The organism is Pseudomonas sp. Root401 (assembly GCF_001425105.1).
GTDB classification, from domain to species: Bacteria; Pseudomonadota; Gammaproteobacteria; order Pseudomonadales; family Pseudomonadaceae; genus Aquipseudomonas; species Aquipseudomonas brassicacearum.
On record NZ_LMDO01000064.1, the window covers coordinates 88608 to 112552 of the forward strand.

Consider the following 23945-nt stretch of genomic DNA (forward strand, 5'->3'; position numbering starts at 1 on the left):
CTTTCGGTTTGCTCTAAGGGGGCACAACGCAGTGCTGTCAGGCTGCCAGCGTTGGTTATAGGGGATAGGCGGTTACAGCCGCTCGGGACCGAACGGTTGTCATGAAAATTTCATGTGGCTGTGTTGGTGCGGGTATGACGCAAAAAGTCAGCAACGGCTTTCACCGTTGCTGACCGGGTGTTGCAGGTCGTTCAAGCTGGGCTTACAACGGACGACCGATGGCGTTGCAGGTGTTGGTATTGCCGATGCTCAGACCATTGGAAGTCGTGACGAAGGACTCACGAATGGCGGTTTTCCAGGACGAAGGCAGCGGCACGAAACGGTTGGCGGTGATGGCCGAGTCGTTGTTGGTCAACGAACCGTAGTGGCGGCTGAAGAAGTTGCGAACCTGAGTGGTCTGGGTCGCATCGGCGTAGCACTGGCTGAAGATCACGTTGGTGAAGCCCAGGATCGGATAGCCGGTGGTTGGATAGGCCACGACGCTAGGGTCGCTTGGGTTGGTGGTCGCGGCGAACACCGGTACCCAGGCGTTCGGGTTGGAACGGTTGGCAACTGCCGGTACCGCAACAGCAGCGATGGCGGTCGAAACGTTGGCTGGGGCTGGGGAAACACCGGCAACGCGAGCGACCTTGGTGGCGTCATCCAGACCGGCCAGGGTGGTAGCGGCGTAGTCCGGGCTCATGTAAGTGATACGGCCCTGGCCAGCGTTCATCAGGTTCATTACAGCCTGGCTGCCAGTGGCGGATAAGGCGCCGGCTGGCAGACCACCGCTGTAGCTGGAGGCAAAGTTGGTGGTGATGGCAAAGGTGCCGGTTTCAGCGCACTTGGCGTTCAGGAAGCGGGTGAACAGCTCGGTGGTACCGCTGCTCTCTGCACGATAAACCACGACAATTGGATCGGTACTACCGGAACCAGTGATATCGTTCCAGGTCTTCAGACGACCGGAGAACACGCCACACAACTGATTGACACTCAAATCGACGTTGCCAGTACCAGTCTTGTTGAACGGAATGGCAACCGAAGTGGCGACCGAAGGCACCTGGATCAATGGACCCCAGGCGGCACCGTGGGCGCTGACGTAGGTGCTCAGTTCGGTGGCGCTGAGCTTGGAGTCGCTACCGGCCCAGTGCACTTTCTTGCCGCTGGTGTCGCCAGGCACGAACTTGGTGTAGTCGTTGGTCAGGAAAGCCGACTTGCCAGCACCGCTGCCCACGCCGATGTAAGGGGCAAAACCGGCAGTCAGTACGCCGGAGGTCTGGTACAGCGGCTGAGGCAAGGTAGCACCACCGCCATTGACATCAGCCATGGCGGCCTGAGCGGCGCAGAGGCCGGCGAGGGTCAGGGATACCGCGAGAACGTTGCGCTTAAACATGAAGAATCTCCTTTCATCGTGTTCGTACGTAGGTTGGGTGACGCGTGCTTGCCGTCATGGCGCTCGGTCCTGTGCCGGTGGCGATGGGGTGAGGCCATGGGTTAGAAATTCGCAGTTTCCGGTGACAGATAAAGGAAAAAACCTCGGGAGCTGAGGGCTGTTTTCAAGGCATTTTTCTCGGGTGTTCGAGGGCTCTGGATTGGGGTTTCGAGCGGGTTTGACGGCCATGCCATGTGGGGGCGCGGTGGAGAGGACGGCGGGTGGTTGCCGGGCGCGGAAAAATGACAGAACGAGGAACCCGAGTTTGGCGCTGGCGAGGGTCGGGAGGTGTCTCAAGCGTTGCAAAAATTTCCGCTCGATCAGCTTTTTTGTGGCGAGGGAGCTTGGAGCTGTGTAGGAGCTGTCGAGTGCAACGAGGCTGCGATCTTTCCCCAAACACTTGAGTCTCAAGCGAAAGATCAAAAGATCAAAAGATCGCAGGCTTCGCCAGCTCCTACAGAGCCCAGCGGGAGCAAGCTCCCTCGCCACGGTTTTTTGCGCGGTGGGCTATTGCACCAACTGGTTGATCTCGATGATCGGCAACAACACCGCCATGACGATCACCAACACCACGCCGCCCATGACCACGATCATCAACGGCTCCAGCAGCGCAGTCATGCCCATCGCCCGGCGTTCGATGTCTCGGGACAGGGTTTGCGCGGCGCGTTCGAGCATCGGTGGCAGGCAGCCGGTTTTCTCGCCGCTGGCGATCAGGTGGATCAGCACCGGCGGGAAGACTTTTTCCACCCGCAGCGCCGCCGCCAGGTTGACCCCTTCGCGAACCTTGGCCGTGGCCTCGCTGACGCTCTGGCTCAGGCGGTCGTTGGACAAGGTTTGGCGCGCGGCCTCGAGGGCTCGCAGCAACGGCACCCCGGCTCCACCGAGAATTGCCAGGGTCGAGGCAAACCGTGCAGTGTTGAGGCCCAGTACAAAACGCCCGATCAGCGGCAGGCGCAACACCCGCGCGTGCCAGTTCAACCGTGCCGCCGGTTTGCGCAAGTACATGCGCCAACTCCAGAAGCCACCGGCCAGTACGCCAAAACACAACCAGCCCCAGGCACGAATGAAATCACTGGCGGTGAGCATCGCCACGGTCAGCGCGGGTAGGTCTTGCCGGGCCTGGGAGAACGCGCTGACCACCTGCGGCACGACATAGCTGAGCAGGAAAATCACGATGGCAACCGACACCAGCCCCACCACCCCGGGGTAGATGAACGCCGTGAGAATCTTGCCCCGCAGGTTGTTGCGCTCTTCGATGTAGTCCGCCAAGCGCTCCATCACCTGGGCCAGGTCGCCGGACTCTTCACCGGCGGCAATCAGCGCTCGGTAGATTTCCGGAAAGTCCCGCGGCCGTGCCGCCAGGGCTTCGGCCAGGCGCATGCCGCTGCGCACATCGGCGCGCACCGCGCTCAAGGTCTGGGCGATGTGCTTGCGCTCGGCCTGTTCCACCGTGGCGCTCAACGCTGCTTCCAACGGCAGGCTCGCCCCCAGCAGGCTCGCCAGTTGGCGGGTGGCCCAGGCCAGGTCGTTGTCCGAGAGCTTGGCGCTGAACAAGCCACCGCCGTTGGCTTGCGCCGTGTTGCGCTCAAGCTGCACCTGCAACGCGGTCAAGCCGCGACTGCGCAACAGGTTGAAGGCCGCGCCCTGGCTGTCGGCTTCCAAGTGTCCGGATTCGATCTTGCCCTGGGCGTCGGCGGCCTCGAAACGGTAGCGATTCATCAGGCGTCCCGTGTTACGCGCAGGATTTCTTCAGGGGCCGTGGTGCCGCTGCGCACCCAGCGTTCGCCATCCTCGCGCATGCTGAACATCCCGGCTCGGCGGGCAGCGGCGCGCAGTGCCTGCTCCCCTGCCCCCTGGTGGATCAGCGTGCGGATGTCATCGTCGATGCAGAACAATTCATGGATGCCAGTGCGGCCGCTGTAGCCGGTCTGGTTACAGGTCGGGCAGCCCACCGGGCGCCAGGTGCCGGGCGTGGCCGGATCGGGCTGTTTGCACTGCGGGCACAACCTGCGCACCAGTCGCTGGGCCAGCACGCCGAGCATCGACGAGGCCAGCAGGAACGGCTCGACGCCCATGTCGATCAAGCGGTTGACGGCCGACACCGCATCGTTGGTGTGCAGCGTCGCCAGCACCAAGTGACCGGTGAGGGAGGCTTGCACGGCGATTTGCGCGGTCTCCAGGTCACGGATTTCGCCGATCATGATGATGTCCGGGTCCTGGCGCAGGATCGCCCGCAGGGCCAGGGCGAAGGTCATGTCGATCTTGGCGTTGACCTGGATCTGGCTGATGCCTGGCAGGTCGTATTCCACCGGGTCTTCCACGGTGAGGATGTTGTGCACGCTGGCGTCCAGCCGGGCCAGGGCGGCATAGAGGCTGGTGGTCTTGCCGCTACCGGTGGGGCCGGTGACCAGGACGATGCCGTGGGGCTGGCGGATCAGGTGATCGAGCTTGCCCAGCACGTCCGTGTCCATCCCCAACGTTTCCAGTTGCAGGCGTCCGGCCTGCTTGTCCAGCAACCGCATCACCACCCGTTCGCCGTGGCCGGTGGGCACCGTCGAAACGCGGATATCGATGGGTCGGCCGGCCACGCGCAAGGCGATGCGCCCGTCCTGGGGCAGGCGTTTTTCGGCGATGTCGAGCTGGGCCATGATCTTGATCCGCGACACCAGCGCGCCATGCAGGGCCTTGCGCGGCGAAACCACATCGCGCAGGGTGCCGTCGACGCGGTAGCGCACCACCGAATGGCTCTCGTAGGGTTCGATGTGGATGTCGCTGGCCTCGTCCCGTGCGGCCTGGGTCAGCAAGGCGTTGATCATGCGAATCACCGGCGCACCGTCCTGGGTGTCCAGCAGGTCGGTGATCTCGGGGATGTCCTGCATCAGCCGATCGAGGTCGACTTCGTTTTCCGCCGCACCCACGACTGCGGCGGCACTGCCGGTGTCGGCATAGGCACTGTTGAGCAGCCCGTCGAGCTCCTCGTCGCGCACCCGCTCCAGCCGTACCTCGCCAAACTGGCGGCGCACTTCACTGATGGACCAGCCCGGCGTGGACGGACACACCATCAGCACCGCGCCCTCTTCGGACTGGCGTAGCACCAGGCGTTGGGCCTTGGCCCAGGCGTATGGGAGGGTGTTCATGGCGCCTCCTCCTCTATGCCGACTGACATGCACCCCGCGGCGAGGGCGCTTACTCCCGCGCAAGCATCTACGCCGTGTAGGAGCTGTCGAGTGCAACGAGGCTGCGATCTTTCCCCTGACACTTGAATCTCAAGCGAAAGATCAAGATCAAAAGATCGCAGGCTTCGCCAGCTCCTACAGAACCCAGCGCGAACTTGCTCCCTCGCCACGGTGCTCATTGGCCAACCGGCGTTGTTACGGGCACCGCCTTGATCACCGCCCTGGGCGTTTGCAAGCTCACCGGCGCAGCCCCCGGGATGGCCCGGGCCGAGGCCGGTAGTTGCGGGGCTTGCATGTCCGGCAGGGCCCAGCTGCGCTCCGGCTGCAGCAGGCCCTGGGCGCGGCGCATGAAGTCGTAGCGGTTGAGGGTGATGCCGCGGCCCGCCGCCGTGTCACGGATGATGTAGGGCCGCAGGAACACCATCAGGTTGGTCTTGGTGATCTGCCGACGCTCGTTGCGAAACAGCGCGCCGATCCCCGGAATGGTCGACAACCACGGCACCGCGTCGTTGCTCTGGCTGTAGCCATCCTGCAACAGCCCACCAAGGACCATGATCTGGCCGTCGTCGAGCAGGATGCTGGTGTCGATGGCGCGCTTGTTGGTGACGATGCCGGTGGTGCTCGACGCGCGATTGTCGACGCTGCTGACCTCCTGATAGATGTCGAGCTTGACCGTCCCGCCTTCGGAAATCTGCGGCCGGACATTGAGCTTCAAACCCACCTCTTCGCGGGTCACGGTCTGGAACGGGTTGTTGCTGGTGCCGCCTCCGCCGGTGACGTAGCTACCGCTGACAAAGGGAATGGTCTGGCCGACAAAAATGCTCGCCGCTTCGTTGTCCAGGGTCAGCAGGTTCGGCGTCGACAGTACATTGGTGCCACCCTTGCTCTTCAAGGCCCGGGCCAGGACCTTGAGGTCGAGAATCTTGCCGATACCGGGAATGTCCACGGTGCCGTTGACCACGCCAAGGTTCAGGCCCTGGGGCAACACATCGATGCTGGTCTTGCCGTTGAGGTTGAGCGCCGTGCCGCCGAGATTGACCCCGCCGATCACGCCGCTGCCACCGAGGTTGCCGGTCTGCCATTGCACGCCGAATTCGCTGGCGTCGTCCTCGCCGACCTCGACAATCAGGCTCTCGATCACCACCTGGGCGCGACGCTGGTCCAGCAGGTCGATGACTTCCCGCAGGTTACGGTACAGCGGGTCCGGGGCGGAGATCAGCAAGGTGTTGGTGGTGGCGTCGGCCTGGATGGTCACGCCGCCAGCGCTGAAGGCAGTGCCCTGTTCATTTTTCGTCGAAGCGGAAGTCGTGCCGTTGCTGCCTTGGGCGTAGCCGTTGCCGCTGGTCGACGCACTGCCGCCGGTGGTGGTGCTGGTGCCATCGCCAGTGCTGCTCTGCCCGCTCTGACCATTGGTGTTGCCGCCCATGCCGCTGAGCACCGAACGCGAGTTGTCGCTGCTCTCGCCTTCGCTTTCCCCGGTGAGCAAACCACGCAGGGCCTGGGCCAGTTTGCCGGCCTGGGCATTGCGCAGGTACACCACATGCAGGTTGCTCGGGTTGTTCTGGGCGTTGTCGAGTTTGTAGATCAGGTTGCGCGCCAGCTCCGTGCGCTCGGGGCTGCCGGCGCGGATGATGATGGAATTGGAACGCGGGTCGCCGATCACGTTGATCTTCTGGGTCTGGTCGCCGCCCTGGGTTTCCAGCAGGTCGGAGACCATTTGCGCGATGTCGACGGCGATGCCGTTGTGGATCGGCACCACGTCGGTGTCAATGGCGCTGGGGGTGTCGATGCCTTCGATGAGTTGCGCCACACGCGACAGGTTCTCGGCGTAATCGGTGACGACAATGGTGTTGTTGCCCGGGTAGGCATTGATCGGGTTGTTCGGCGACACGATCGGGCGCAGCACCGGGATCAGGTTCACGGCGTTTTCATATTGCAGGCGGAAGGTGCGGGTCAGCATGCCGTTGCCGGCCGGTTTGTCGGCGCTGTAGATCGGCCCACCCAACAGCTTGGCATCGGCCTCCGGCACCACCTGGGCCACGCCGCCGACGTCTACCACGCTGAAGCCTTGCATGCGCAGCGCGGCCAGCAGCATGTCGTAGGCCTGGTGGGCCGGGACCTGGCCTTCGGACACCAGCGTCAGGTTGCCCTTGACCCGCGGGTCTACCAGGAACTGTTGGCCGGTGGAGCGGGACAAGGCCCGCACCACCGCCTGGATATCGGCCTCGACGAAATTCAGCGTCACCGGTTGATCCCCCAGGGGCGTGCGCGCCGGCGCAGTGCTGCGCGGCTCACGGGCACGGGCGGTAAGGTCGACCTGATGCCGCACCGCAGGCTTGCGTTCACGCAGGTCCTGGGCCCGCTGGCGATCGAGCAGCGCATCGCCACTGCGTTGGGTACTCCCCAACGGAATGCCCAGTTCGCTGTCCACCAGCAACGGTGGCTGCGACGCGGGCGGCGTGCTGTTGCACGCACTCAACGCGAGCAACAACAGCGGTGCAGCCTTGCGCCAATGACGTGGGTATCTGGCCCCTTTCATGAAGCTTCCTTAGCGCCTTGCGCCTGATCCATGCGAACGGTTCCGGACAGTGTGCCGGCGGTGTTGTCGAGGTTGTCGGGATTGGCCGGGGCCGAGCGCTGCAAACGGGCCTCGATCACTTCCAGGGAAAATTGCCGTGGATTAACCAGCAGCCAGTTGATCACCGCGTCCGCCGGGGCATTGTCGAACGTGAGCTGCCAGGCCTTGGGGGGCTCAGCGCCCGGTGGTTGTAACTGGTAGTGCTCGCTCAAGCCGCTGGCATCCAGGGTCTGGCGCAAGGCAGCTTCGAGGGGCTGGTCTGGTGCGGGCCCACTGACGTCACGCAACAGCACTTCGAGGGCTTCGGTCTGTGAACGCAGCTTCGGGGTTTCGGCTTGCCAGTAGGCGATGGTCTTGAGCGGCGGCTGGATCAGTGCGAGCCAGACCAGGCAGCCGCCCAACACCAGCGCAGCCAGGGCCACGGCGGCTTGCTCGCGCACCGCCAGCCCCTGCCAGAACGTGCGCAAACCCGTGCGATAGACTTGCCAACGCCCCCACGCCAGGGCCAGGGATTGCTTATTCATCTTCGGCGTCCGGGGTTTCGTCGGAGGTGTCCTGGCTGCCCTGGCCGGCCGGGGCCACGCGCAGGGTCCAGCCCTGATCGATGGCGGCGACGTCAATGCCAGCCTGGGCCAGGGGGATTTTCCAATCCTCAACGGCGGTGGTTTTCTGCGCCTCGGCCACGACATTCAGGCGCAACTCACCGTTCTCGAACACCAGCGCCTGGACATTGCCGCTCATGAACGGCATGGCGCTGCCCGCCTGTTGCACCAGGCTGGCGAAGCGTTGTGTCGGGTCGGTCGCCGCACCGCTCTGGCGCGCAGCGATTTGCTGGCGCGCCTGTTGCAGCGGGTTGAGAATCACCGGCAACTCGGGAAACGCCTGCTTTACCCGCTGGCTCATCTGCGCCTTGAGCCGTTGGCCCTGGGCCGCTTCGCGGGCGGCGTAGAGGTTCAGCCCAATCACCCATACCGCCAGCGCCGTCGCGCAGATCGCCGCCGCCCGGCCCCAACCGCCGCGCTCGGCCGCGTTGCGTGCAAGGCCGGCATGCAAGCCCCAGCCCGGCGCCGGGCCAGTCCAGCGTTGGGTTTCGGCCAAGGTGCTGATCGAAGGTTGCGGCGACGCCTCGCCCACCCAGTGCAACCCGGGCCCCGTTTCCAGCAGCCACTCGTCCAGCGCCTCCTCCTGCAACGGTTGCACCACGGCGTGCTGCAGGTCGTGGCGCACCAGCAGGTGGCCGTTCTCGATACAGGCCACCGGCCCCGACAGCACCGGCAAGGCGTAGGCCGCCGGGTAGAGGCCGCGCAATTTCATGCCAGCCTGGTGCACAAGCCGGCCCAGCGTGGCGAGGGATTCACGGTCCAGCCAAGCGATCTGCACCTGCCCGTCGACCCCGCGCTGGCTATGCGCCACCTGCATGTGTTCGCTGGCACCGAGCATCAGGGCCTGGGCTGCACACGTCACTGCGGCGGTGATCTTGGCCGCTGGCAACAACGGCAACTCCAGGCGGGTCAGCAAACTGTCGCGGGGATGAAGGAAGCATTCCACCGAAATATTCTTACCGCCTTGGCCCAATGCCCGCAGGCTGCTGCGGCCTTGCTCGCGAACCTGGCCCTGGCGATCCAGCCAGGCAAATGCCACCTCACTGTCGAGATCCAGGCTGCCCAGCGGCGCCAGGGCGATGCGCAAGCGCGTCATACGCCCACCCTGGACCAGATCACCAGGGGCAAGCGGTCCTCGGTGCGTTGCAGCAACGCCTCCAGTTCGACCTGCCGTTGACCACTGCGTGCCTGGCCCCGCAGGCGGAACCAGTCGCTGGTGATGCCAACCTTGACGCTGGCGGTGTCCAGCTCCGGCATGCGCAGGCGATTGACGAAATCCCCACGATTGATAAACCAGTGGCCGCCGTCGCGCTCCCTGACCAGTGCCTCGGCCCGTTGCAGCGACAGCCCCGGCACGTAGGCGGCCAGCACCGGGGCGCTGGCGGTGTTGCCATTGAGCCAGGTGTTGGTCGGCAGGATCGTCACGTACGGCGCCAGTGTGTCCAGCAACCGCGTGGTGACGCCCTTGACGCTGCGCAGGTCTTGCAAGGTGCGCAGCATCGGGCGTGTCGGTGCCTGCGGCGTGTTGTCGGCCTGTGGCGAGGTTTCGCGGCCGCTGTTGAAGGTGTTGGCCTTCGGCGCCTGGTCCGCCCGCGGCGGATTCAACAGGCGCGGATAGGCCTCGACCACCCTTTCGACGATGCGTGTGCGGACCGCTTGTGCCACGCCCAACTGCTGGCACAGGCGTTCGAAGGCGCGCACTTGTTCTTCGTCCACACGCTCATTGGCGACGAGATTGCGCAGGTTGAACTTGCCTTGTTCATCTTCCAGCTGGCCTTCGAACGGCGTGTCGATCTGGCCCGAGCCCGGCATCACGATGGGTTTGGCCCAGGGTTGGCCAAAGCGCGTCAGCGGATCGCGCTGGCGGGCGTCCCAGAGCAACTGGCGACTCAGTTGCAAACCGCCCTGCAACCGCGCCGTGCCCTGGACGCGCAACTGCTCGGCCTCCAGGCTGCGGGTGAACAGGGTCTGGCGGGTCAGCATGCCGCCGGCGATGACTGCCACCACGGCAGCGATCAGCAAGGCGCTGATGACCGCCATGCCGCGCTGCTTCGCCGCGAGGGGCGAATCCGTCTGCATCACGGCCCTTACAACTGCCAGGAGCCAATGTCGGCATTCACGCCGTCGCCGTCAGGCTGGCCGTCGGCACCGAGGGAAAAGATATCGACTTCGCCGTTGGCACCGGGGTTGAGGTAGTTGTAGGGACGTCCCCACGGATCATTGGGCAGGCGCTCCAGATAAGAACGCCAGGTGCTGTTTTTCGCATCGGCCGGTTTTTCCACCAGCACCTTGAGGCCCTGGTTCATGCTCGGGTAACTGCCGTGATCCAGGCGATACAGCTTCAAGGCTTGCATCAGGCCGCCAATGTCCTGTTTCGCCGCCGTTGCCCGCGCCTGGTCGGGACGGTCGAGCACCTTGGGCACCACCATCGCCGCCAGGATGCCGAGGATCACCACCACGACCATGATTTCGATCAGAGTGAAACCCCGCTGCCCGCGAGGGCCTTGGGAACGGGCGTTGTAACGGGCGATCTGCATCTCGACGGTCCTTCGCTGGATTCGATTCGAGGCGCAGTGTTGCAAGAATATATGTCAGTGATATTGAAATTGCTCAGGAGCTTGCGTCGTCAACTGGTCATGAACGGCGGCTAGCCTTGAAGGCTGCCCTCGCCGCCGAGCCCGCGCCATGTCACGCCCCGCGCCACAAGCCGGCTTCACCCTGATCGAAGTACTGGTGGCCCTGGCGATCATCGCCGTGGCCATGTCGGCCGCCGTGCGCGTGGCTGCGGTGATGACCCAGAGCAACGGCCTGCTGCGCGACAAATCCATCGCCCTGCTGGCCGCCCGCAGCCAGCTGGCGCAGTTGCGTCTGGAAGGCCGTTTTACCCAGGGCTCGAAAGTGTTCGAATGCGACCAGGGACGACTGTTGCTGCGTTGCGAACAGAACCTGCGACCGGCGGAAAACGGCCGGTTGCTGCGGGTTGAACTGAGCGTGTCGGACCGCAGTCGCGAAGCACCGCCGTTGGCTCGGTTGGAGACGTTGGTCAGCCGAGAGAAACCTTGAGCGGCGTGGGCTAACACATCCTTTGTGGCGAGGGGTTTATCTGTGGGAGCAAGGCTTGCCCGCGATGCAGGCGCCTCATTTCCTCGGAGACTGCGTCGTCTTCATCGCGGGCAAGCCTTGCTCCCACAGGGAAGGCAAATTCACTGAGTCCGGCAATCGGGCAAGGGCCAACCGAGTCTGTTCATTGCCGCGTTCGATGACCACCGCCTGCGCCTCGATCGCCACCAGCCGTACCCCTTGGGCCACGCGTTCACCGACCAGGAAACTGCGCGGCGGTCCGTCGTTGAGGCTGAGGATGGCCACGGGCGCGCGCGCGCCGGCCATCACCCCGCTGACCTTGATGTCCACTGGCGCCGGCTGGTTGGAGAACCATTGCAACGCCGGGTTATCGGAACGCTCGGCCATGCGTTGCGGGGCGACATCCGGCGTGCGCGACTCGGCCGACGTGAGCAGCAGCGAAGACCAGGTCGCCACCCCGGCCAACGCCGCCAACAGGCCAACGGCCTGGACGATTTGCGCCGGGGACACACGCTCGATGAACGCCATGGCCTGAATCTCCTTTTTTTGGTTCCAGCGTCCAGCGTACGCGTCAATTCTCTCCGTTTTATTTCACATCCTTATCATCTTCACCGTGCAGGATGGCTTTCACGCAAAGGAGCGCGCATGAACCTCGGCAAGCAACGCGGTTTCACTCTGATCGAATTGATGGTGGTGCTGGTGATCATCGGCATTGCCAGCGCCGCCGTGAGCCTGAGCATCAAGCCGGATCCGTTGAAGTTGCTGCGCCAGGACGGTGAGCGGCTGGTGCAACTGTTGCAACTGGCCCAGACCGAAGCCCGCACCGACGGGCGGCCGATTACCTGGCGCTGGGATGCCAAGGGGTTTGGCTTCAGTCGCCGCGCCGATCAAGGCACCGGGTTGGATCGCTTCAAGGACGACCCGCAACTGCATCCACGTCGTTGGCAGAGCCCGTCGATGGAGGTTCGCGTGGAACCCAGGCAGCGGGTCGTACTCAATGCCGAGTGGATCGGCGAGCCCTGGCAGATCCGCTTGTCGGACGGCCTGAACAGTCTCACGGTGCAACGCAGTGCCGCCGGGCGGGTGCAACTTCAATGAGCGCCCGGCAGACAGGCTTCACCTTGCTGGAAGTGATGGTGGCGATCCTGCTGATGGCGGTGGTCAGCCTGATCGCCTGGCGCGGGCTGGACAGCGTGACCCGTGCCGACAGCCACTTGCAGGCCAGTACCGAACAGACCGAAGCCTTGTTGCGGGTATTGAACCAACTGGAGCGCGACGTGGCCCTGCGCGCCAGCATCGAGCTGAGTGAACCGGTAAAGCCCGGCGTCGACGACCCGCCCTCGACCGCCCCGCCCGCCCTCACCGTGCGCAGTACCGAAGGCCGGGGGTTCCGCCTGGATGTGATCCGCGTGGCGGCGACCCAGGAGGGCGAGTTGCAACGGGTGCGCTGGTGGCTCAAGGGCGACACGCTTTACCGCGCCCAAGGCCAGGCCCGCAGTCGCTATCCACTGCCCGCGCCCGGCCCGGGCGTGGCGGTGCTCAGTGACGTCAGCGACGCCGGACTGCGGTTCTGGGACAAGGAAAAAGGCTGGCGCAAGCTCAGCGGCAACCGCCAGGAAAACCCGATGGGCATCGAAATCAGCCTGACTCGCCAGACGCCTCAGGGCGTAGAGAAATATCGACAGGTGCTGGGGCCATTGGAATAGCCCCCCAGATTATTGGGTGACCTTCAAGGCTTGGCACAGCACAGGTCCCACAGGGGTATTGGGTGAACTCTAGATTTGGGCCAAGCACCGGGCTCTTGTGGGAGCGAGCCTGCTCGCGATGAGGCCTGCCCAGACGCCACTGGCCTCAGCTCAGCACCACCACCCCACCCGGCAATTCAGTGCATTTGGCGCCGTAGGCATCGCGGATCAACAGCGCCACGCCCGCCAGTTGATCGAGGCGAAACCGCGCCTGGACCTTGCGCTGGCCCAGTTCGCGGTTGAGCAGCAGCAACATGCCAGGCCGATAGCGGTTTATCTCATCAATGACACTGGCCAGGGTCGCGTCGTTGAACACCAGGACCTGCTCACGCCAGGCAATCGCTGCCGACACATCGGCACGCTTGGGAGCGTCCACCCGGCCAGGGTCGTAAGTCAGCTGCATGCCCGGCTCCAGGCGAAACCGCTGGCCTTGTACCTCGACCTGCACCACACCCTCAAGGCAAGTCGCGCAGACGCTCTGGTCGGTGTAGCGGATGTTGAAGCGTGCCCGGGCAGCGCTGATCCAGCCGGCACCGGCCTGGATGCTGACCACCTCGGCACTGCGCCCCTGCACTTCAATCTCACCACTGAGCAATTCCAGTCCTTGTCCGCCATCGGCCAGCGCGCGGCGACTGAGGCGGGTCTGGGTATTGAGTTCCAGGCTGACGCCCTCGGCCAGTTCCACCCGGCGCTGTTCGCCGACGTCGGTGACGTAGTCGGCTCCCAGCCCGGAAACACCACCGGGCACCGTGGCGCGGATCAACAGCAAAGCCGCCGACGCCGCGATGGCGCCACCCAACAACGCCCGACGACCGAAATGCCGGGGCGCCTGCACCGCCGCGGCGGCAGGTTGCAGCCCCTGCCACAGCGCCTTGGCCTGTTCGAAGGCCCGGGCATGTTCAGGGCTTTGCCCGCACCACAGGCGCAAGGCCCGGGCATCGGCCACGGTGGCGCGTCCCGAGGTCAGCAGGATCAGCCAGTCTCGGGCCTCGCTGGCCAATCGGGCCTGGGGCGTGGCGTCAGGGGAAGTGATGCTGAAGATGTTCAAGCGCACACACACTCACGAAAGGGTCGGGTCTCTACTCTCAAGACGGTTTTCCCGCGCCGGGACCGAACCGCTGAATGACTTTTCTTTCCAGGCGCAGGGCGCAGTGCCCCAACGCAGCCTTGATTTCCTTCTCCACCATGCGCGTGGAAATACCGAAGCGCTGGGAGATTTCCAGGTGCGGCGCTTCCTCCAGGCGTGCGGCGATGAAAATCCTGCGACGGCGCGACGGCAGTTCGTACAAGGCCTTGAGCAGGGTCTGCAACTCCTTCTGCCCGCCCACCACCCGGGCCGGATCCAGCGCTTCATCCGAGACCTGCAGCAATTCCTCGATTTCATCGCCGGTGAGCAGACGCGCATCGGCCTGTCGACGGTCGGCGGCGATGTTCAGGGCCATGCGATATAAATAAGCGTTGGGCTGGGCAATCTCCTGGGTATCGACCATGCGATCGACCCGCAGGTAGGTTTCATGCAACACATCGTTGGCCAGTTCCTCGGAGCCCAGGCGTCTGCGCAGGCGCACCTTGAAATCCTCGTACGAGGTGAGGAACAACTTCACCAACGGGCTGCGACCGGAGTCTTTCATCGCCCGGACACCCCTTCCCCTGCTATGCATTCCATGCTTCTTCCTGATGAGTCGGGTAACAAAAGCAGGGTCACCGGCTGGCGCAACGAGCTGGGCGCCGGGCGGTCGATCCTGAGGTTTTGCAAACTGTTGACCAAGGCCTTGTCCCGCATCAGATCGCCCGTGGAACTGACCAGGCGGCTGTGCTGGACCACGCCGTCCCGGCCGATCCACACTTGCAGCACCGCCCGGAAACTGCCTGGGCGGGTCAACGGTGAACGACACAAATTGCGCTGGATGACCGTCTGGATCGCTGCCGCGTAGTTGCTGTCACTCAAGCCTGGGGTGACGCCGGGAGGTAGCGGCACCTCGCGGACCTGCACCGGCTGCAACGTGAACGCATCCTCCCGGGCATAGTGCGCCGCCAGCCCGGTGCCGCTGAGCAACACCCTCAACCCTTCGGAAGGTGTGAATTGCCCCTGGACACCCAGCGTATGGCGCTGGCTCGACAACTGGTGGTCCACCAGCACCGCCATGCCCGTCGCCCGGCTGAACTGCTCCAGCGCCGTGGTCAGTTCCTGGGGCGCGATGTCCAGGTCCACCAGGCCGACCGCCTGGATCGGCCCGGCCAGCAGACACAGCACCACCATCAGCCACCGCAAGGGCGCCCTGGTCAATCCACGCCCGCGTCCGCCCCCGGCTCTGCCCTGCTGCACGACTGACGTATCCGTTGAAAACCGTCATCCTGAGGGGTGTTTATGAATGTCGTATGACATCTGATACAAATCCTCCGGGCCGCACTAGACTGGTGCCCAGACAACGAACCGTCGGGTGTGACGGGCAGGAGGTCGATGATGAACCAGTGGACGAAAATGATGGCCGGCCTCGGGCTGCTCCTGGCCCTGCCGTGGGCCCAGGGCGAAGAAGCCCCGGCGTGTATCGAGGTGACCGTCGGTGGCTACAAGACCCCCGACTACAACTGCCTGAGCCGGCAGATGGGCAACGACCCGCAGGCTGCAACAGCTGCGCAACGGGCCCAGGACGCCATGAGTGTGCCGATCAACGAACGCGCGCCGAACAGCATCGGCCTGGCAACCCCGGCGGCCACTGGCGTGCGCATGGGCAATACGTTTGGCACTTCGGTCAAGCCCCAGCGGCCGCCGGCTCCGACCAACACCTCGCCGCTGCCCAATGGAAATAAATAGAGGCATACGACAGACCTGCTCTGTGGGAGCAAAGCTTGCTCGCGATCCAGGCGACACGGTCCGCCAGATTCACCTCATCATCGTTCATCGCGGGCAAGCCTTGCTCCCACAGTTGGCCCTCGCGGATCAGCCACCCGGACTCTGGCGAAAACTCACCGCCAGCCGGTTCCAGCTGTTGATGGTGCTGATCGCCAGGGTCAGGTCCACCAGTTCCTCCTCGCTGAAGCAGGCCCGGGCCTGGGCATAGACGTCGTCCGGCACCTGGCTCTCAGCCAACAGCGTCACCGCCTCGGTCCAGGCCAGGGCGGCGCGTTCGCGGGCGGTGAAAAAACCGCTGTCGCGCCACACCGCCACCGCGTAGAGCCGCCGCTCGGTCTCGCCCTGGCGTCGCGCCTCCACCGAATGCATGTCGGTGCAAAAGGCACAGCCATTGAGTTGTGAAGCGCGGATCTTGATCAGGTGCAGCAGCGCCGGTTCGATACTCAGGCGACTGGTCAGGGCTTCCAGGCCGATCATGGCTTTCATCGCCCCAGGCGATGCAGTGTAGTAATCCAGACGCGGGCTCATGGCGGGCTCCGTGGTATTCGAGACCTTCACGCTAGGCCCTGGGACCGGCCAATGACAGGTCCAATATCCCGAAAAACCCGGAGACAAGTCCAATGGGCAGGATTTTCCCCACGCAACTTCTATGCAGTCGCACAATGCGGGTAATCTTGCGCCTTTGACGCTGGCGGCCCAACAATCGCCCAGGAGCTTGCGGGTATGGAACTTCATGTTGTCATCAACGGCCGCAAGGACCTGTCGAGCCAGTTGTATCAACAATTACGCAGCGCCATCGAAAGCGGTCGCCTGGCGGCCGGCACGCAACTGCCACCCAGCCGCCTGCTGGCCGAACAACTGGGAGTCTCGCGCAAGACCGTCTCCGACACCTATGCCCAACTGACCTACGAAAACCTGCTCACCGGCATCATCGGCAAAGGCACCTACGTCAACGCACGGCCGGCCAGGATCGTGCGCAAACAGAGCCACCGCGAGCTGGCCGGCGCCGACGTCGTCGAAGCCTGGCGCACCATGCCCGACCTGATGCGCCATCCCACCCTCGAAGGTGCGTTGCGCTACGACTTCATCGGCGGCGCCACGGGCAAGGGCCAGTTTCCGCTGGACGACTGGCGGCGCTGCACGGCCCACGCGCTGCGCCAGATCGCCAGCGCCAAGGGCTTCTACAGCCAGCCCGAAGGCCTGCCGTCGCTGCGCAATGCCATTGCCCGGCACATCGCGTTTTCCCGCGGGGTCAATTGCCAGGATGAAGACGTGGTGGTGTGCAACGGCGCGCAGCAGGCCCTGGACCTGATCTCGCGAGTGTTGACCCGGCCCGGCAGCCTGGTGGCCATGGAAGATCCGGGCTACCCGCCGGCGCGCTTGCTGTTCGGCTCCCAGGGCGCCACGGTGGTCGGAGTGCCGGTGGACGAGCAAGGCATGCGGATCGACCTCATTCCCGACGGCACACGGTTGATTTATGTGACGCCCTCCCACCAGTTTCCCCTGGGCATGCCCATGAGCCAGGCCCGCCGCGAGGCCTTGCTGGCGCGGGCCTATGAGCTGGGGGCGATCATCATCGAAGACGACTACGACAGCGAATTCCGCTACGAAGGCAGGCCCGCCGATTCACTGCAGAGCATGGATGAGCGCGGGATCGTGGCGTACGTCGGCACCTTCTCCAAGACCTTATTGCCGGAACTGCGCCTCGGCTATGCGATCCTGCCACCAGCGATTCTTGAAGCGGTGATCCTGGCCAAGCGCCTCACCGACCAGCACACCTCCACCCTGCCCCAGTGGGCGCTGGCGAAGTTCATCGCCGAGGGTTGCCTGCTCAAGCATATCCGCCGCTGCCACACCCTGTATGCCGGTCGCCGCGAGCGAATCCTGGCCCGCATGGGCGGGGACTTGTCGCCCTGGTTCGAGGCCGTGCCCACCACCGCGGGCTTTCATATGGCGGTGTTGTGCAAGGTCCCGGTGGACCTGGCATTGGTGATCGAGTTGGCGAAAAAAGCCGAAGTCGGGCTCTACCGCCTTGATGGCTTTTTCAACGAGGCCCCGGTGCGGCCAGGCCTGTTCTTTGGTTTCGGCGCGATCGAAACCCTGGACATCGACATCGCCCTGGACCGCTTGCGCGACATTCTGCAGCAAGTGGCCTGAGGGATTGGACTGGGCATTTATCCGCCCATTGGCTGTTTGAGCCTTGCCCCCGCGGGCCTATCCTGCACGGGTGTGATTGATGTTGAGCAAACCCCTGCGACTTGATTCAGGAGCCTGAACAATGTCTCGTCAAGTGATCAATACCGTACAGGTGCAAGCCGCCGCCGGTCGCTCGGAAGAACTGGGCCGGCAATTGCAGCAAATCGTCGAGACCCTGCGTGCCCAGCCGGGCTGCGATGCCTACCTGGTCGACCGTTGCCCGGACGATGGCGACCGCTGGAACGTCAGTGCCCGCTGGCAGTCGGAAGCGGCCATGCAAGCCCACTTCAACTGCCCGGAAGTGCAAGGCTTCATCAGTCTGATCGACAACCGACTGGCGCGCAGCGTCGACTTCAATAGCTGACACCCCGCGCCTGTAGGAGCTGCCGAGTGCAACGAGGCTGCGATCTTGCCCAATCCAATTGAGTCTCAAGCGAAAGATCAAAAGATCGCAGCCTTCGGCAGCTCCTACAGGGGGTACCTTTCAAATTGGGTGGATCGCGGTATTGGTCTACCCACCTTCCGAAAGATTGGACGTTTGCTTGCCCCACCGTGGGGCTTAGGGTGAATCCATCGCCGCGACAGCGCGAAATCACTCGAAACCACACAGGCCATACCTTCATGAAAACGCTCTGTCTGATCGCCGCCCTCGGTCTGCTGCCCATTACCCAGGCCTACGCCCACGAAGCCGCGCCTTCGGAGAAGGTCACGGTGCTGCAGGAGCAATTGCTGAAAAACGTTCCAGGTAAAAAAACCATGATGCTTTCCGTCGACTATGCCCCCGGCCAAGCGTCCATTGCCCATAAGCATGAGGGCACGGCCATGGCCTACGTACTGGAAGGCGCCATCACTTCCCAGGTCAAGGGTGAGCCGGCGAAGACCTACAAGGCTGGGGAGTTCTGGTATGAAGCGGCGGGGTCCGAGCACCTGGTCTCGAGAAACGCCAGCACGAGCCAGCCGGCAAAATTGTTGGTGTTCATGGTGATGGGTGAGGATGAAGCGGTGTTGATACCGCTGAAAAACTAACGGCCCCAGCACAGCCCCCCTGTGGGAGCGAGCTTGCTCGCTCCCACAGGGACTCACAGCGAATCTAAAAAAAAAGCCCCGCATCTCTCAATGCGGGGCTTTTTCATTCAACGCCGGATCAGTTGGCCGTCACGACCGCCTGACCACTCAACGCCAGGTCCAGCAGTTCGCGGTTGGCGACCGCGTACATGGCGTAGTCGGTGCCGCTGGCGGCACGGATGTCCACCAACATGGCGCGCCAGCGCTCGACCATTTCGTGATGCTGCTCAAGCCACAGCGCCAGGCGGGTTTCCACGTCCTGGGTCGCGTCGCCGTCCTGCAGGACCGAGATGGTGATCGCCCGTTGCTGCCAGTCGATGTCATCGCGGAACGCTTCACGGGCCAGTGCCTGCCAGTTGTTTTCCACCGGCAGTGCGCTGATCTGTTGCAGGTACCAGGTGATGTCCAGGGCGCTGCCCACGGCGAAGTAGGCCTTGGCCACGTCGGCGGCGTTCTGGCCGGTGACGTCGGACGCCTCGATGATCGGCAACAGGGTGTACAGGTGCGTGGTGCCGGCAACCATGCGCGCCAGCAGTTCCGGCACACCGGCGGCCACGTAGGCCTGGTAGCGGGTCTGCCAGCCTTCGCGGGTCGGACCTTCCAGCAGTTCGTCGAGCTTGAGGCCCAACGCGGCCAGGTGCGGACCGAAGTGCGCGACGTCACGGGCAGCGTTCTGCTCGTTGCGGCGGCTGCGCAGGAACCAGCGCGTGGCGCGACGACCCAGGCGCATCAACTCGTCCATCAGCTCCAGTTGCACGTCGGCCGAGACCTGGTGGTCCAGGGCTTCGATCTGACGGAACCAGTGCGGGAGGTGGAAGATATCCCGAACGATGACATACGCACCCGCCACGTTCGCCGGGCTCATGCCCGTAGACTCCTTGAGCCGCTGAACGAAGGTGATGCCCATGTGGTTGACCAGGTCGTTGGCGATCTGGGTGCTGACGATCTCGCGCTTGAGGCGATGGCGACGCATGGCCTCGGAGAACTGGTTCACCAGCGTCGGCGGGAAAGCCGTCTCCATGTCACGGGTCAGGTAATCGTCGTCCGGTACCAGGGAGTTGAGCAGCGCTTCCTTGAGGTCGATCTTGCTGTAGGAGATCAACACCGACAGTTCGGCACGGGTCAGGCCATGGCCCGCCGCGACACGCTCGTTGATCGCCTCTTCAGACGGCAGGAACTCGATGGCGCGATCCAGCTTGCCGCGGCCTTCCAGATCGTTCATCAGACGCTTGTATTCGGCGATCCGCACGAAGGCACGGCGCGCCGCCAGGGACAGGGCCTGGGTCTGCTTGTAGTTGTTGCCCAACACCAGGCCACCGACTTCGTCGGTCATGCTCGCCAGCAACTGGTTGCGTTGCTTGTCGGTCATGTCGCCGGCCTGCACCACTTCGTTGAGCAGGATCTTGATGTTCACTTCGTGGTCGGAGCAGTCCACGCCGCCCGCGTTGTCGATGAAGTCGGTGTTGGAACCGCCGCCATTGAGGCCGAACTCGACGCGACCCAGTTGGGTCATGCCCAGGTTGCCGCCCTCGCCCACGACCTTGCAGCGCAGTTCGTTGCCGTTCACGCGCAATGCATCGTTGGCCTTGTCGCCGACGTCGGCGTGGCTTTCAGTGCTGGCCTTGACGTAGGTGCCGATACCGCCGTTCCACAACAGGTCCACTGGTGCCTTGAGCAAGGCATTGAGCAGCTCGGTCGGGGTCAGCTTGTCAGCCTTGATGTCGAAGCGTTCTTTCATCTGTGGCGAGATGGCGATGCTCTTCGCGCTGCGCGAGAAGATACCGCCGCCTTCGGACATGATGCTGGTGTCGTAGTCGCTCCAGGCCGAACGCGGCAGGTCGAACAGGCGCTTGCGCTCGGCAAAGCTGCTGGCAGGCTCGGGGTTCGGGTCGATGAAGATGTGCAGGTGGTTGAAGGCCGCGACCAGTTGCAGCTTGTCGGACATCAACAAGCCGTTGCCGAACACGTCGCCGGCCATGTCGCCGACGCCCACCACGGTGATGCTGTCTTCCTGGACATTGATGCCGCGCTCGCGGAAGTGGCGCTGCACGCCGACCCACGCGCCCTTGGCGGTGATGCCCATTTTCTTGTGGTCGTAGCCAGCCGAACCGCCGGAGGCGAACGCATCGCCCAGCCAGAAGCCATAGTCGATGGCGATGCCGTTGGCGATGTCGGAGAAGGTCGCAGTGCCCTTGTCCGCCGCCACCACCAGGTACGGGTCATCGTCGTCATGACGCACGACGTTGGCCGGCGGTACCAGTGCGCCGTCCTTCAGGTTGTCGGTGATGTCCAACAGGCCCGAGATGAAGATGCGGTAGCAGGCGATGCCCTCGGCCGCGATCTCGTCCCGGCTGCCGCCCAATGGCAGGCGACGTGGCAGGAAACCACCCTTGGCGCCCACCGGCACGATCACCGAGTTCTTCACTTGCTGGGCTTTTACCAGGCCCAGCACTTCGGTGCGGTAGTCTTCTTCACGGTCGGACCAGCGCAGGCCGCCGCGGGCAACGTTGCCGAAGCGCAGGTGCACGCCTTCGACCCGTGGCGAGTAGACGAAGATCTCGAACTTGGGCACCGGTTTCGGCAGTTCCGGGATCAGGTGCGGGTTGAACTTGAAGCTGAAGTAGGACTTGTTCTGGCCGTTGGCGTCGGTCTGGTAGAAGTTGGTCCGCAGGGTGGCCTTGATCAGGTCCAGGTAGCGACGCAGGATGCGGTCTTCGTTGAGCACCTGGACGTCGTCCAGGGCCGAGAGGATCGCTTGCTCCAGGCGCAGCTGCTTGTCTTCCAGGTCATCGCCAGTGAGTTTGCGCGCCAGGTAGAAGCGGGTCTTGAACAACCGGGTCAACTCGCGAGCGATGTCGGTGTGGTTGTTCAGGGTGCTGGCGATGTAACCCAGGTCGAAGCCCAGGCGGATCTGCTTCAGGTAACGGGCGTAGGCACGCAGCAGCGCCACGTCGCGCCATGGCAGGCCGGCGGTCAGCACCAGGCGGTTGAACGCATCGTTCTCGGCATCGCCACGCACGATGTGGACGAAGGCGTCCTGCAAGGTGTCGTTGAGTTGCTGGATGTCCAGGTCCAGGCCTTCGGCGGCGGTGAACGCGAAATCATGAATCCAGAACTCGCGGCCGTTGGTGTGGCGCAGGCGGTACGGGAACTCGCCCAGCACGCGCAGGCCGAGGTTTTCCAGGATCGGCAGCACGTCGGACAACGCCAGCGGCGTGTCGGCGTGATACAGCTTGCAGTGCAGCTCACGCTGGCCGGAGACCTGGCCCAGCGGCTGGTAGAAGCTCATGACCAGCGGGTTCTTTTCGTTCAGGCTCAGCAGGTGTTGCATGTCGACCACGGCCGAGTGCGCGGCAAAGCGCTCGCGGTAGCCGGCCGGGAAGCCTTTCGGGAAATCCGACAGCACGTTGGTGCCCTGGGCTTCGCCGAAGCTCTCGACGACCAGGCTGGCGTAGTCGTCCTTCCAGCTGCGGCAGGCCTGCACGACTTCTTTTTCCAGCAGGACCGGATCGATGTCGAGACGGTTCTTCGGGTCCACTCGCAGGATCAACTGCACGCGGGCCAACACGGATTCGGAGAAGAAGGTCCAGAACTCGCAGTCCGAGGCCTTCAGGCGATCCATCAGCACTTGCTGGATCTTCTGGCGCACTTCGGTGGAGTAGATGTCGCGTGGCACGTAGGCCAGGCAGTAGCAGAAACGACCATACGGGTCTTTGCGCAGGAACACGCGGATCTTGTTGCGTTCCTGGATCTGCACGATGGACATGACGGTGCTGAACAGCTCGTCCACCGGGGTCTGGAACAAGTCGTCACGGGGCAGCACTTCGACCACCTGGGCCAGTTCCTTGCCCAGGTGCGCCTTGGCCTGGAAGCCCGAGCGACGCTCGATTTCCGCGACCTTGCGGCGGATGTACGGGATGACCCGCACGCTCTCGCCATACACCGAAGAGGTGTACAGGCCCATGAAGCGGCATTCCTTGATGACCTTGCCGTTGGCGTCGATTTCACGGATCGACACGTAGTCCGGGTAGGCCGGACGGTGCACGCGGCTCGGGTGCGCGGCCTTGGCGAACGACAGCGGCGTCGGTTCGCGCAGGTAATTGACGGCGTAGTCTTCGATGCGCAGGTCTTCGGCGGTCAGGCCAGCGCGCAGTAATTTGGTCAGGCCCAGGAACGAATCAGGGTTGTATTCGATGTGGCCGCCATCGGCCTCATCGCGAACCACGAACTCTTCGTAGCCCAGGAAAGTGAAGTGGTTGCCCACCAGCCATTCCAGGAAACTCTTGATCTCGCTCTTTTCATCAGCGTCGATGGCGTAGGCGCTGCTGTCCAGGCTGTCGAGGATTTCCTGGACCTTGGCTTTCATCGGTTCGAAGTCGGCCACGGCCACGCGCACTTCGCCCAGCACTTGCTCAAGTTCCTTGCTCAGGACGTTGAGTTCGGCGGCGTTGGCGCAGCGGTCGATCTCCAGGTACATCAACGACTCTTGCAGGATGTCGTCGCCCTGGGTGCCTTTGGGCAGGATTTCCAGCAACTCGCCCTTGCTGCCGCGACGCACGCTCAGCACGGTGGTTTGCAGGGTATGGATGCTGTAGCCGCGACGGTTCAGCTCGGTGCGGACCGAATCCACCAGGAATGGCAGGTCGTGGTGCAGCACTTCCACTGCCGTGTGGGTCGACTGCCAGCCGTGGCGTTCGTAATCGGGGTTGTAGACGCGCACCTGCGGTTGCGTGTGGTCGAAGCGCTCAAGCAGGCGCCAGGCAGACAGGGTGCAGCCAGCAAGGTCGGACAACCGGCGCTGGGTAAGTTCATCGAGGGAAATGATGCCGAAGAATTGTTCAGCGAACAGCGCCACTTGTGGCAGTGCCTGTTCACTGATGTGCTGCGCCAGTGCCGCTTGCAGTTGATGCTGGAAGTCGGCTTTGCTGGCTGCGGTGAAGAACGCCATCTGTGGTACTCCGCTTGGGCTTGTTATTGATTGAAGCGTCGCGTGCAACCCCTGCGGGGCTGTCGGCCATCCCGTTCCTGATTCTCGGGCAGAGGAAACAGGATGACAGGTGGGTGAAGCTGGACAGGACCGGCAGGTCACATCCTTTTCCATGTAATTTCATGTCATGGACACCTGCAAAAACCACTCCGGGGTGGCCTTTGCAGGTGCACATCCGTTGCGCAGCTTAACGAGTGCGACAATGTGCCTGCTTGCAGCGCTGCGACATATTCGGTCATCGGCAAGCTAA

At 63.7% G+C, this 23945-nt stretch carries 21 protein-coding genes; 7 read left to right on the top strand and 14 right to left on the bottom strand.

What is annotated here, in order from left to right; genetic code table 11:
- Positions 1 to 202 precede the first annotated feature (202 nt).
- The 8 genes from ASC85_RS27725 to gspG all read right to left on the bottom strand — a co-directional run bounded on the left by ASC85_RS27725 (position 203) and on the right by gspG (position 10304).
- Entirely contained in the window at positions 203 to 1372 is a 1170-nt protein-coding gene (locus ASC85_RS27725; RefSeq protein WP_057452184.1) for a substrate-binding domain-containing protein, read from the bottom strand.
- A 546-nt stretch (positions 1373 to 1918) separates the two neighbouring features.
- Positions 1919 to 3130: a type II secretion system inner membrane protein GspF gene (gspF, locus tag ASC85_RS27730; RefSeq protein ID WP_057452185.1), complete on the bottom strand. Its 1212-nt coding sequence runs from the start codon at positions 3128 to 3130 to the stop codon at positions 1919 to 1921.
- Complete coding sequence (gspE, locus tag ASC85_RS27735) at positions 3130 to 4548, bottom strand: type II secretion system ATPase GspE (protein WP_013693536.1); 1419 nt, start codon at positions 4546 to 4548, stop codon at positions 3130 to 3132. The genes gspF and gspE overlap by 1 nt, the downstream gene beginning before the upstream one ends.
- A gap of 214 nt (positions 4549 to 4762) precedes the next feature.
- Positions 4763 to 7126, bottom strand: a complete 2364-nt coding sequence (gene gspD, locus ASC85_RS27740) for a type II secretion system secretin GspD (protein WP_057452186.1) — start codon at positions 7124 to 7126, stop codon at positions 4763 to 4765.
- A complete protein-coding gene (gene gspM, locus ASC85_RS27745; protein ID WP_057452187.1) occupies positions 7123 to 7689 on the bottom strand; it encodes a type II secretion system protein GspM in 567 nt (188 codons plus the stop codon). Before gspM ends, gspD begins: the two co-directional genes overlap by 4 nt.
- Positions 7682 to 8863, bottom strand: a complete 1182-nt coding sequence (gene gspL / locus ASC85_RS27750; protein ID WP_057452188.1) for a type II secretion system protein GspL — start codon at positions 8861 to 8863, stop codon at positions 7682 to 7684. Before gspL ends, gspM begins: the two co-directional genes overlap by 8 nt.
- On the bottom strand, positions 8860 to 9846 hold the full coding sequence (gene gspK / locus ASC85_RS27755; RefSeq protein ID WP_057452189.1) for a type II secretion system minor pseudopilin GspK: 987 nt from the start codon (positions 9844 to 9846) through the stop codon (positions 8860 to 8862). Before gspK ends, gspL begins: the two co-directional genes overlap by 4 nt.
- Before the next feature lie 8 nt (positions 9847 to 9854).
- Entirely contained in the window at positions 9855 to 10304 is a 450-nt protein-coding gene (gene gspG / locus ASC85_RS27760) for a type II secretion system major pseudopilin GspG (protein ID WP_046062736.1), read from the bottom strand.
- A gap of 148 nt (positions 10305 to 10452) precedes the next feature.
- On the opposite strand from gspG, the gene gspI reads away from it, so the two are divergent.
- Positions 10453 to 10830 carry a type II secretion system minor pseudopilin GspI gene (gene gspI, locus ASC85_RS27765; protein WP_057452190.1) on the top strand — a complete coding sequence of 126 codons (378 nt, stop codon included), beginning with the start codon at positions 10453 to 10455 and terminating at the stop codon, positions 10828 to 10830.
- Positions 10831 to 10905: 75 nt separating this feature from the next.
- Here gspI and ASC85_RS27770 read toward each other — a convergent pair whose 3' ends face one another.
- Positions 10906 to 11376 carry a type II secretion system protein N gene (locus ASC85_RS27770; RefSeq protein ID WP_057452191.1) on the bottom strand — a complete coding sequence of 157 codons (471 nt, stop codon included), beginning with the start codon at positions 11374 to 11376 and terminating at the stop codon, positions 10906 to 10908.
- Positions 11377 to 11493: 117 nt separating this feature from the next.
- Here ASC85_RS27770 and gspH point away from each other — a divergent pair, with 117 nt between their 5' ends.
- Both gspH and ASC85_RS27780 read left to right on the top strand, forming a co-directional pair.
- Positions 11494 to 11946 carry a type II secretion system minor pseudopilin GspH gene (gene gspH, locus ASC85_RS27775; protein ID WP_057452192.1) on the top strand — a complete coding sequence of 151 codons (453 nt, stop codon included), beginning with the start codon at positions 11494 to 11496 and terminating at the stop codon, positions 11944 to 11946.
- On the top strand, positions 11943 to 12554 hold the full coding sequence (locus ASC85_RS27780; RefSeq protein WP_057452193.1) for a type II secretion system protein GspJ: 612 nt from the start codon (positions 11943 to 11945) through the stop codon (positions 12552 to 12554). The genes gspH and ASC85_RS27780 overlap by 4 nt, the downstream gene beginning before the upstream one ends.
- A gap of 145 nt (positions 12555 to 12699) precedes the next feature.
- On the opposite strand, the gene ASC85_RS27785 is transcribed toward ASC85_RS27780, so the two are convergent.
- From ASC85_RS27785 to ASC85_RS27795, 3 genes are read right to left on the bottom strand one after another with little or no spacing between them, the layout of a single operon-like run.
- On the bottom strand, positions 12700 to 13641 hold the full coding sequence (locus ASC85_RS27785) for a FecR family protein (RefSeq protein ID WP_057452336.1): 942 nt from the start codon (positions 13639 to 13641) through the stop codon (positions 12700 to 12702).
- Between the two features lie 37 nt (positions 13642 to 13678).
- Positions 13679 to 14224 (bottom strand): sigma-70 family RNA polymerase sigma factor, encoded by a 546-nt coding sequence (locus ASC85_RS27790; RefSeq protein ID WP_057452194.1) that lies wholly within the window; start codon positions 14222 to 14224, stop codon positions 13679 to 13681.
- Positions 14221 to 14853: a secretin and TonB N-terminal domain-containing protein gene (locus ASC85_RS27795; protein ID WP_046062742.1), complete on the bottom strand. Its 633-nt coding sequence runs from the start codon at positions 14851 to 14853 to the stop codon at positions 14221 to 14223. Before ASC85_RS27795 ends, ASC85_RS27790 begins: the two co-directional genes overlap by 4 nt.
- 201 nt (positions 14854 to 15054) lie before the next feature.
- Here ASC85_RS27795 and ASC85_RS27800 point away from each other — a divergent pair, with 201 nt between their 5' ends.
- Positions 15055 to 15408, top strand: coding sequence for a hypothetical protein (locus ASC85_RS27800; RefSeq protein ID WP_057452195.1), 354 nt, complete (start codon positions 15055 to 15057; stop codon positions 15406 to 15408).
- Positions 15409 to 15534: 126 nt separating this feature from the next.
- Here the strand turns inward: ASC85_RS27800 and ASC85_RS27805 are convergent, their stop codons facing one another.
- A complete protein-coding gene (locus ASC85_RS27805) occupies positions 15535 to 15975 on the bottom strand; it encodes a carboxymuconolactone decarboxylase family protein (RefSeq protein ID WP_003202631.1) in 441 nt (146 codons plus the stop codon).
- Between the two features lie 195 nt (positions 15976 to 16170).
- On the opposite strand from ASC85_RS27805, the gene pdxR reads away from it, so the two are divergent.
- The 3 genes from pdxR (at position 16171) to ASC85_RS27820 (ending at position 18669) form a co-directional block, all read left to right on the top strand.
- Entirely contained in the window at positions 16171 to 17604 is a 1434-nt protein-coding gene (pdxR, locus tag ASC85_RS27810) for a MocR-like pyridoxine biosynthesis transcription factor PdxR (RefSeq protein ID WP_057452196.1), read from the top strand.
- Positions 17605 to 17725: 121 nt separating this feature from the next.
- Complete coding sequence (locus tag ASC85_RS27815; RefSeq protein ID WP_018614356.1) at positions 17726 to 18007, top strand: antibiotic biosynthesis monooxygenase family protein; 282 nt, start codon at positions 17726 to 17728, stop codon at positions 18005 to 18007.
- Between the two features lie 257 nt (positions 18008 to 18264).
- On the top strand, positions 18265 to 18669 hold the full coding sequence (locus ASC85_RS27820) for a cupin domain-containing protein (RefSeq protein ID WP_057452197.1): 405 nt from the start codon (positions 18265 to 18267) through the stop codon (positions 18667 to 18669).
- A 118-nt stretch (positions 18670 to 18787) separates the two neighbouring features.
- Here the strand turns inward: ASC85_RS27820 and ASC85_RS27825 are convergent, their stop codons facing one another.
- Positions 18788 to 23656 (bottom strand): NAD-glutamate dehydrogenase, encoded by a 4869-nt coding sequence (locus ASC85_RS27825; protein WP_057452198.1) that lies wholly within the window; start codon positions 23654 to 23656, stop codon positions 18788 to 18790.
- Between the last annotated feature and the right edge of the window lie 289 nt (positions 23657 to 23945).

Bases quoted from the DNA above. Each gene is read 5' to 3' on its own strand.
- ASC85_RS27805 (WP_003202631.1), bottom strand. From the start codon at position 15,975: ATGAGCCCGCGTCTGGATTACTACACTGCATCGCCTGGGGCGATGAAA.
- ASC85_RS27800 (WP_057452195.1), top strand. From the start codon at position 15,055: ATGATGAACCAGTGGACGAAAATGATGGCCGGCCTCGGGCTGCTCCTG.
- ASC85_RS27780 (WP_057452193.1), top strand. From the start codon at position 11,943: ATGAGCGCCCGGCAGACAGGCTTCACCTTGCTGGAAGTGATGGTGGCG.
- gspL (WP_057452188.1), bottom strand. From the start codon at position 8,863: ATGACGCGCTTGCGCATCGCCCTGGCGCCGCTGGGCAGCCTGGATCTC.
- gspG (WP_046062736.1), bottom strand. From the start codon at position 10,304: ATGCAGATCGCCCGTTACAACGCCCGTTCCCAAGGCCCTCGCGGGCAG.
- ASC85_RS27815 (WP_018614356.1), top strand. From the start codon at position 17,726: ATGTCTCGTCAAGTGATCAATACCGTACAGGTGCAAGCCGCCGCCGGT.
- gspD (WP_057452186.1), bottom strand. From the start codon at position 7,126: ATGAAAGGGGCCAGATACCCACGTCATTGGCGCAAGGCTGCACCGCTG.
- gspE (WP_013693536.1), bottom strand. From the start codon at position 4,548: ATGAACACCCTCCCATACGCCTGGGCCAAGGCCCAACGCCTGGTGCTA.
- pdxR (WP_057452196.1), top strand. From the start codon at position 16,171: ATGGAACTTCATGTTGTCATCAACGGCCGCAAGGACCTGTCGAGCCAG.
- gspI (WP_057452190.1), top strand. From the start codon at position 10,453: ATGTCACGCCCCGCGCCACAAGCCGGCTTCACCCTGATCGAAGTACTG.
- gspF (WP_057452185.1), bottom strand. From the start codon at position 3,130: ATGAATCGCTACCGTTTCGAGGCCGCCGACGCCCAGGGCAAGATCGAA.
- ASC85_RS27790 (WP_057452194.1), bottom strand. From the start codon at position 14,224: ATGAAAGACTCCGGTCGCAGCCCGTTGGTGAAGTTGTTCCTCACCTCG.
- gspK (WP_057452189.1), bottom strand. From the start codon at position 9,846: ATGCAGACGGATTCGCCCCTCGCGGCGAAGCAGCGCGGCATGGCGGTC.
- ASC85_RS27795 (WP_046062742.1), bottom strand. From the start codon at position 14,853: ATGGTGGTGCTGTGTCTGCTGGCCGGGCCGATCCAGGCGGTCGGCCTG.
- ASC85_RS27825 (WP_057452198.1), bottom strand. From the start codon at position 23,656: ATGGCGTTCTTCACCGCAGCCAGCAAAGCCGACTTCCAGCATCAACTG.
- ASC85_RS27770 (WP_057452191.1), bottom strand. From the start codon at position 11,376: ATGGCGTTCATCGAGCGTGTGTCCCCGGCGCAAATCGTCCAGGCCGTT.
- ASC85_RS27820 (WP_057452197.1), top strand. From the start codon at position 18,265: ATGAAAACGCTCTGTCTGATCGCCGCCCTCGGTCTGCTGCCCATTACC.
- gspM (WP_057452187.1), bottom strand. From the start codon at position 7,689: ATGAATAAGCAATCCCTGGCCCTGGCGTGGGGGCGTTGGCAAGTCTAT.
- ASC85_RS27725 (WP_057452184.1), bottom strand. From the start codon at position 1,372: ATGTTTAAGCGCAACGTTCTCGCGGTATCCCTGACCCTCGCCGGCCTC.
- gspH (WP_057452192.1), top strand. From the start codon at position 11,494: ATGAACCTCGGCAAGCAACGCGGTTTCACTCTGATCGAATTGATGGTG.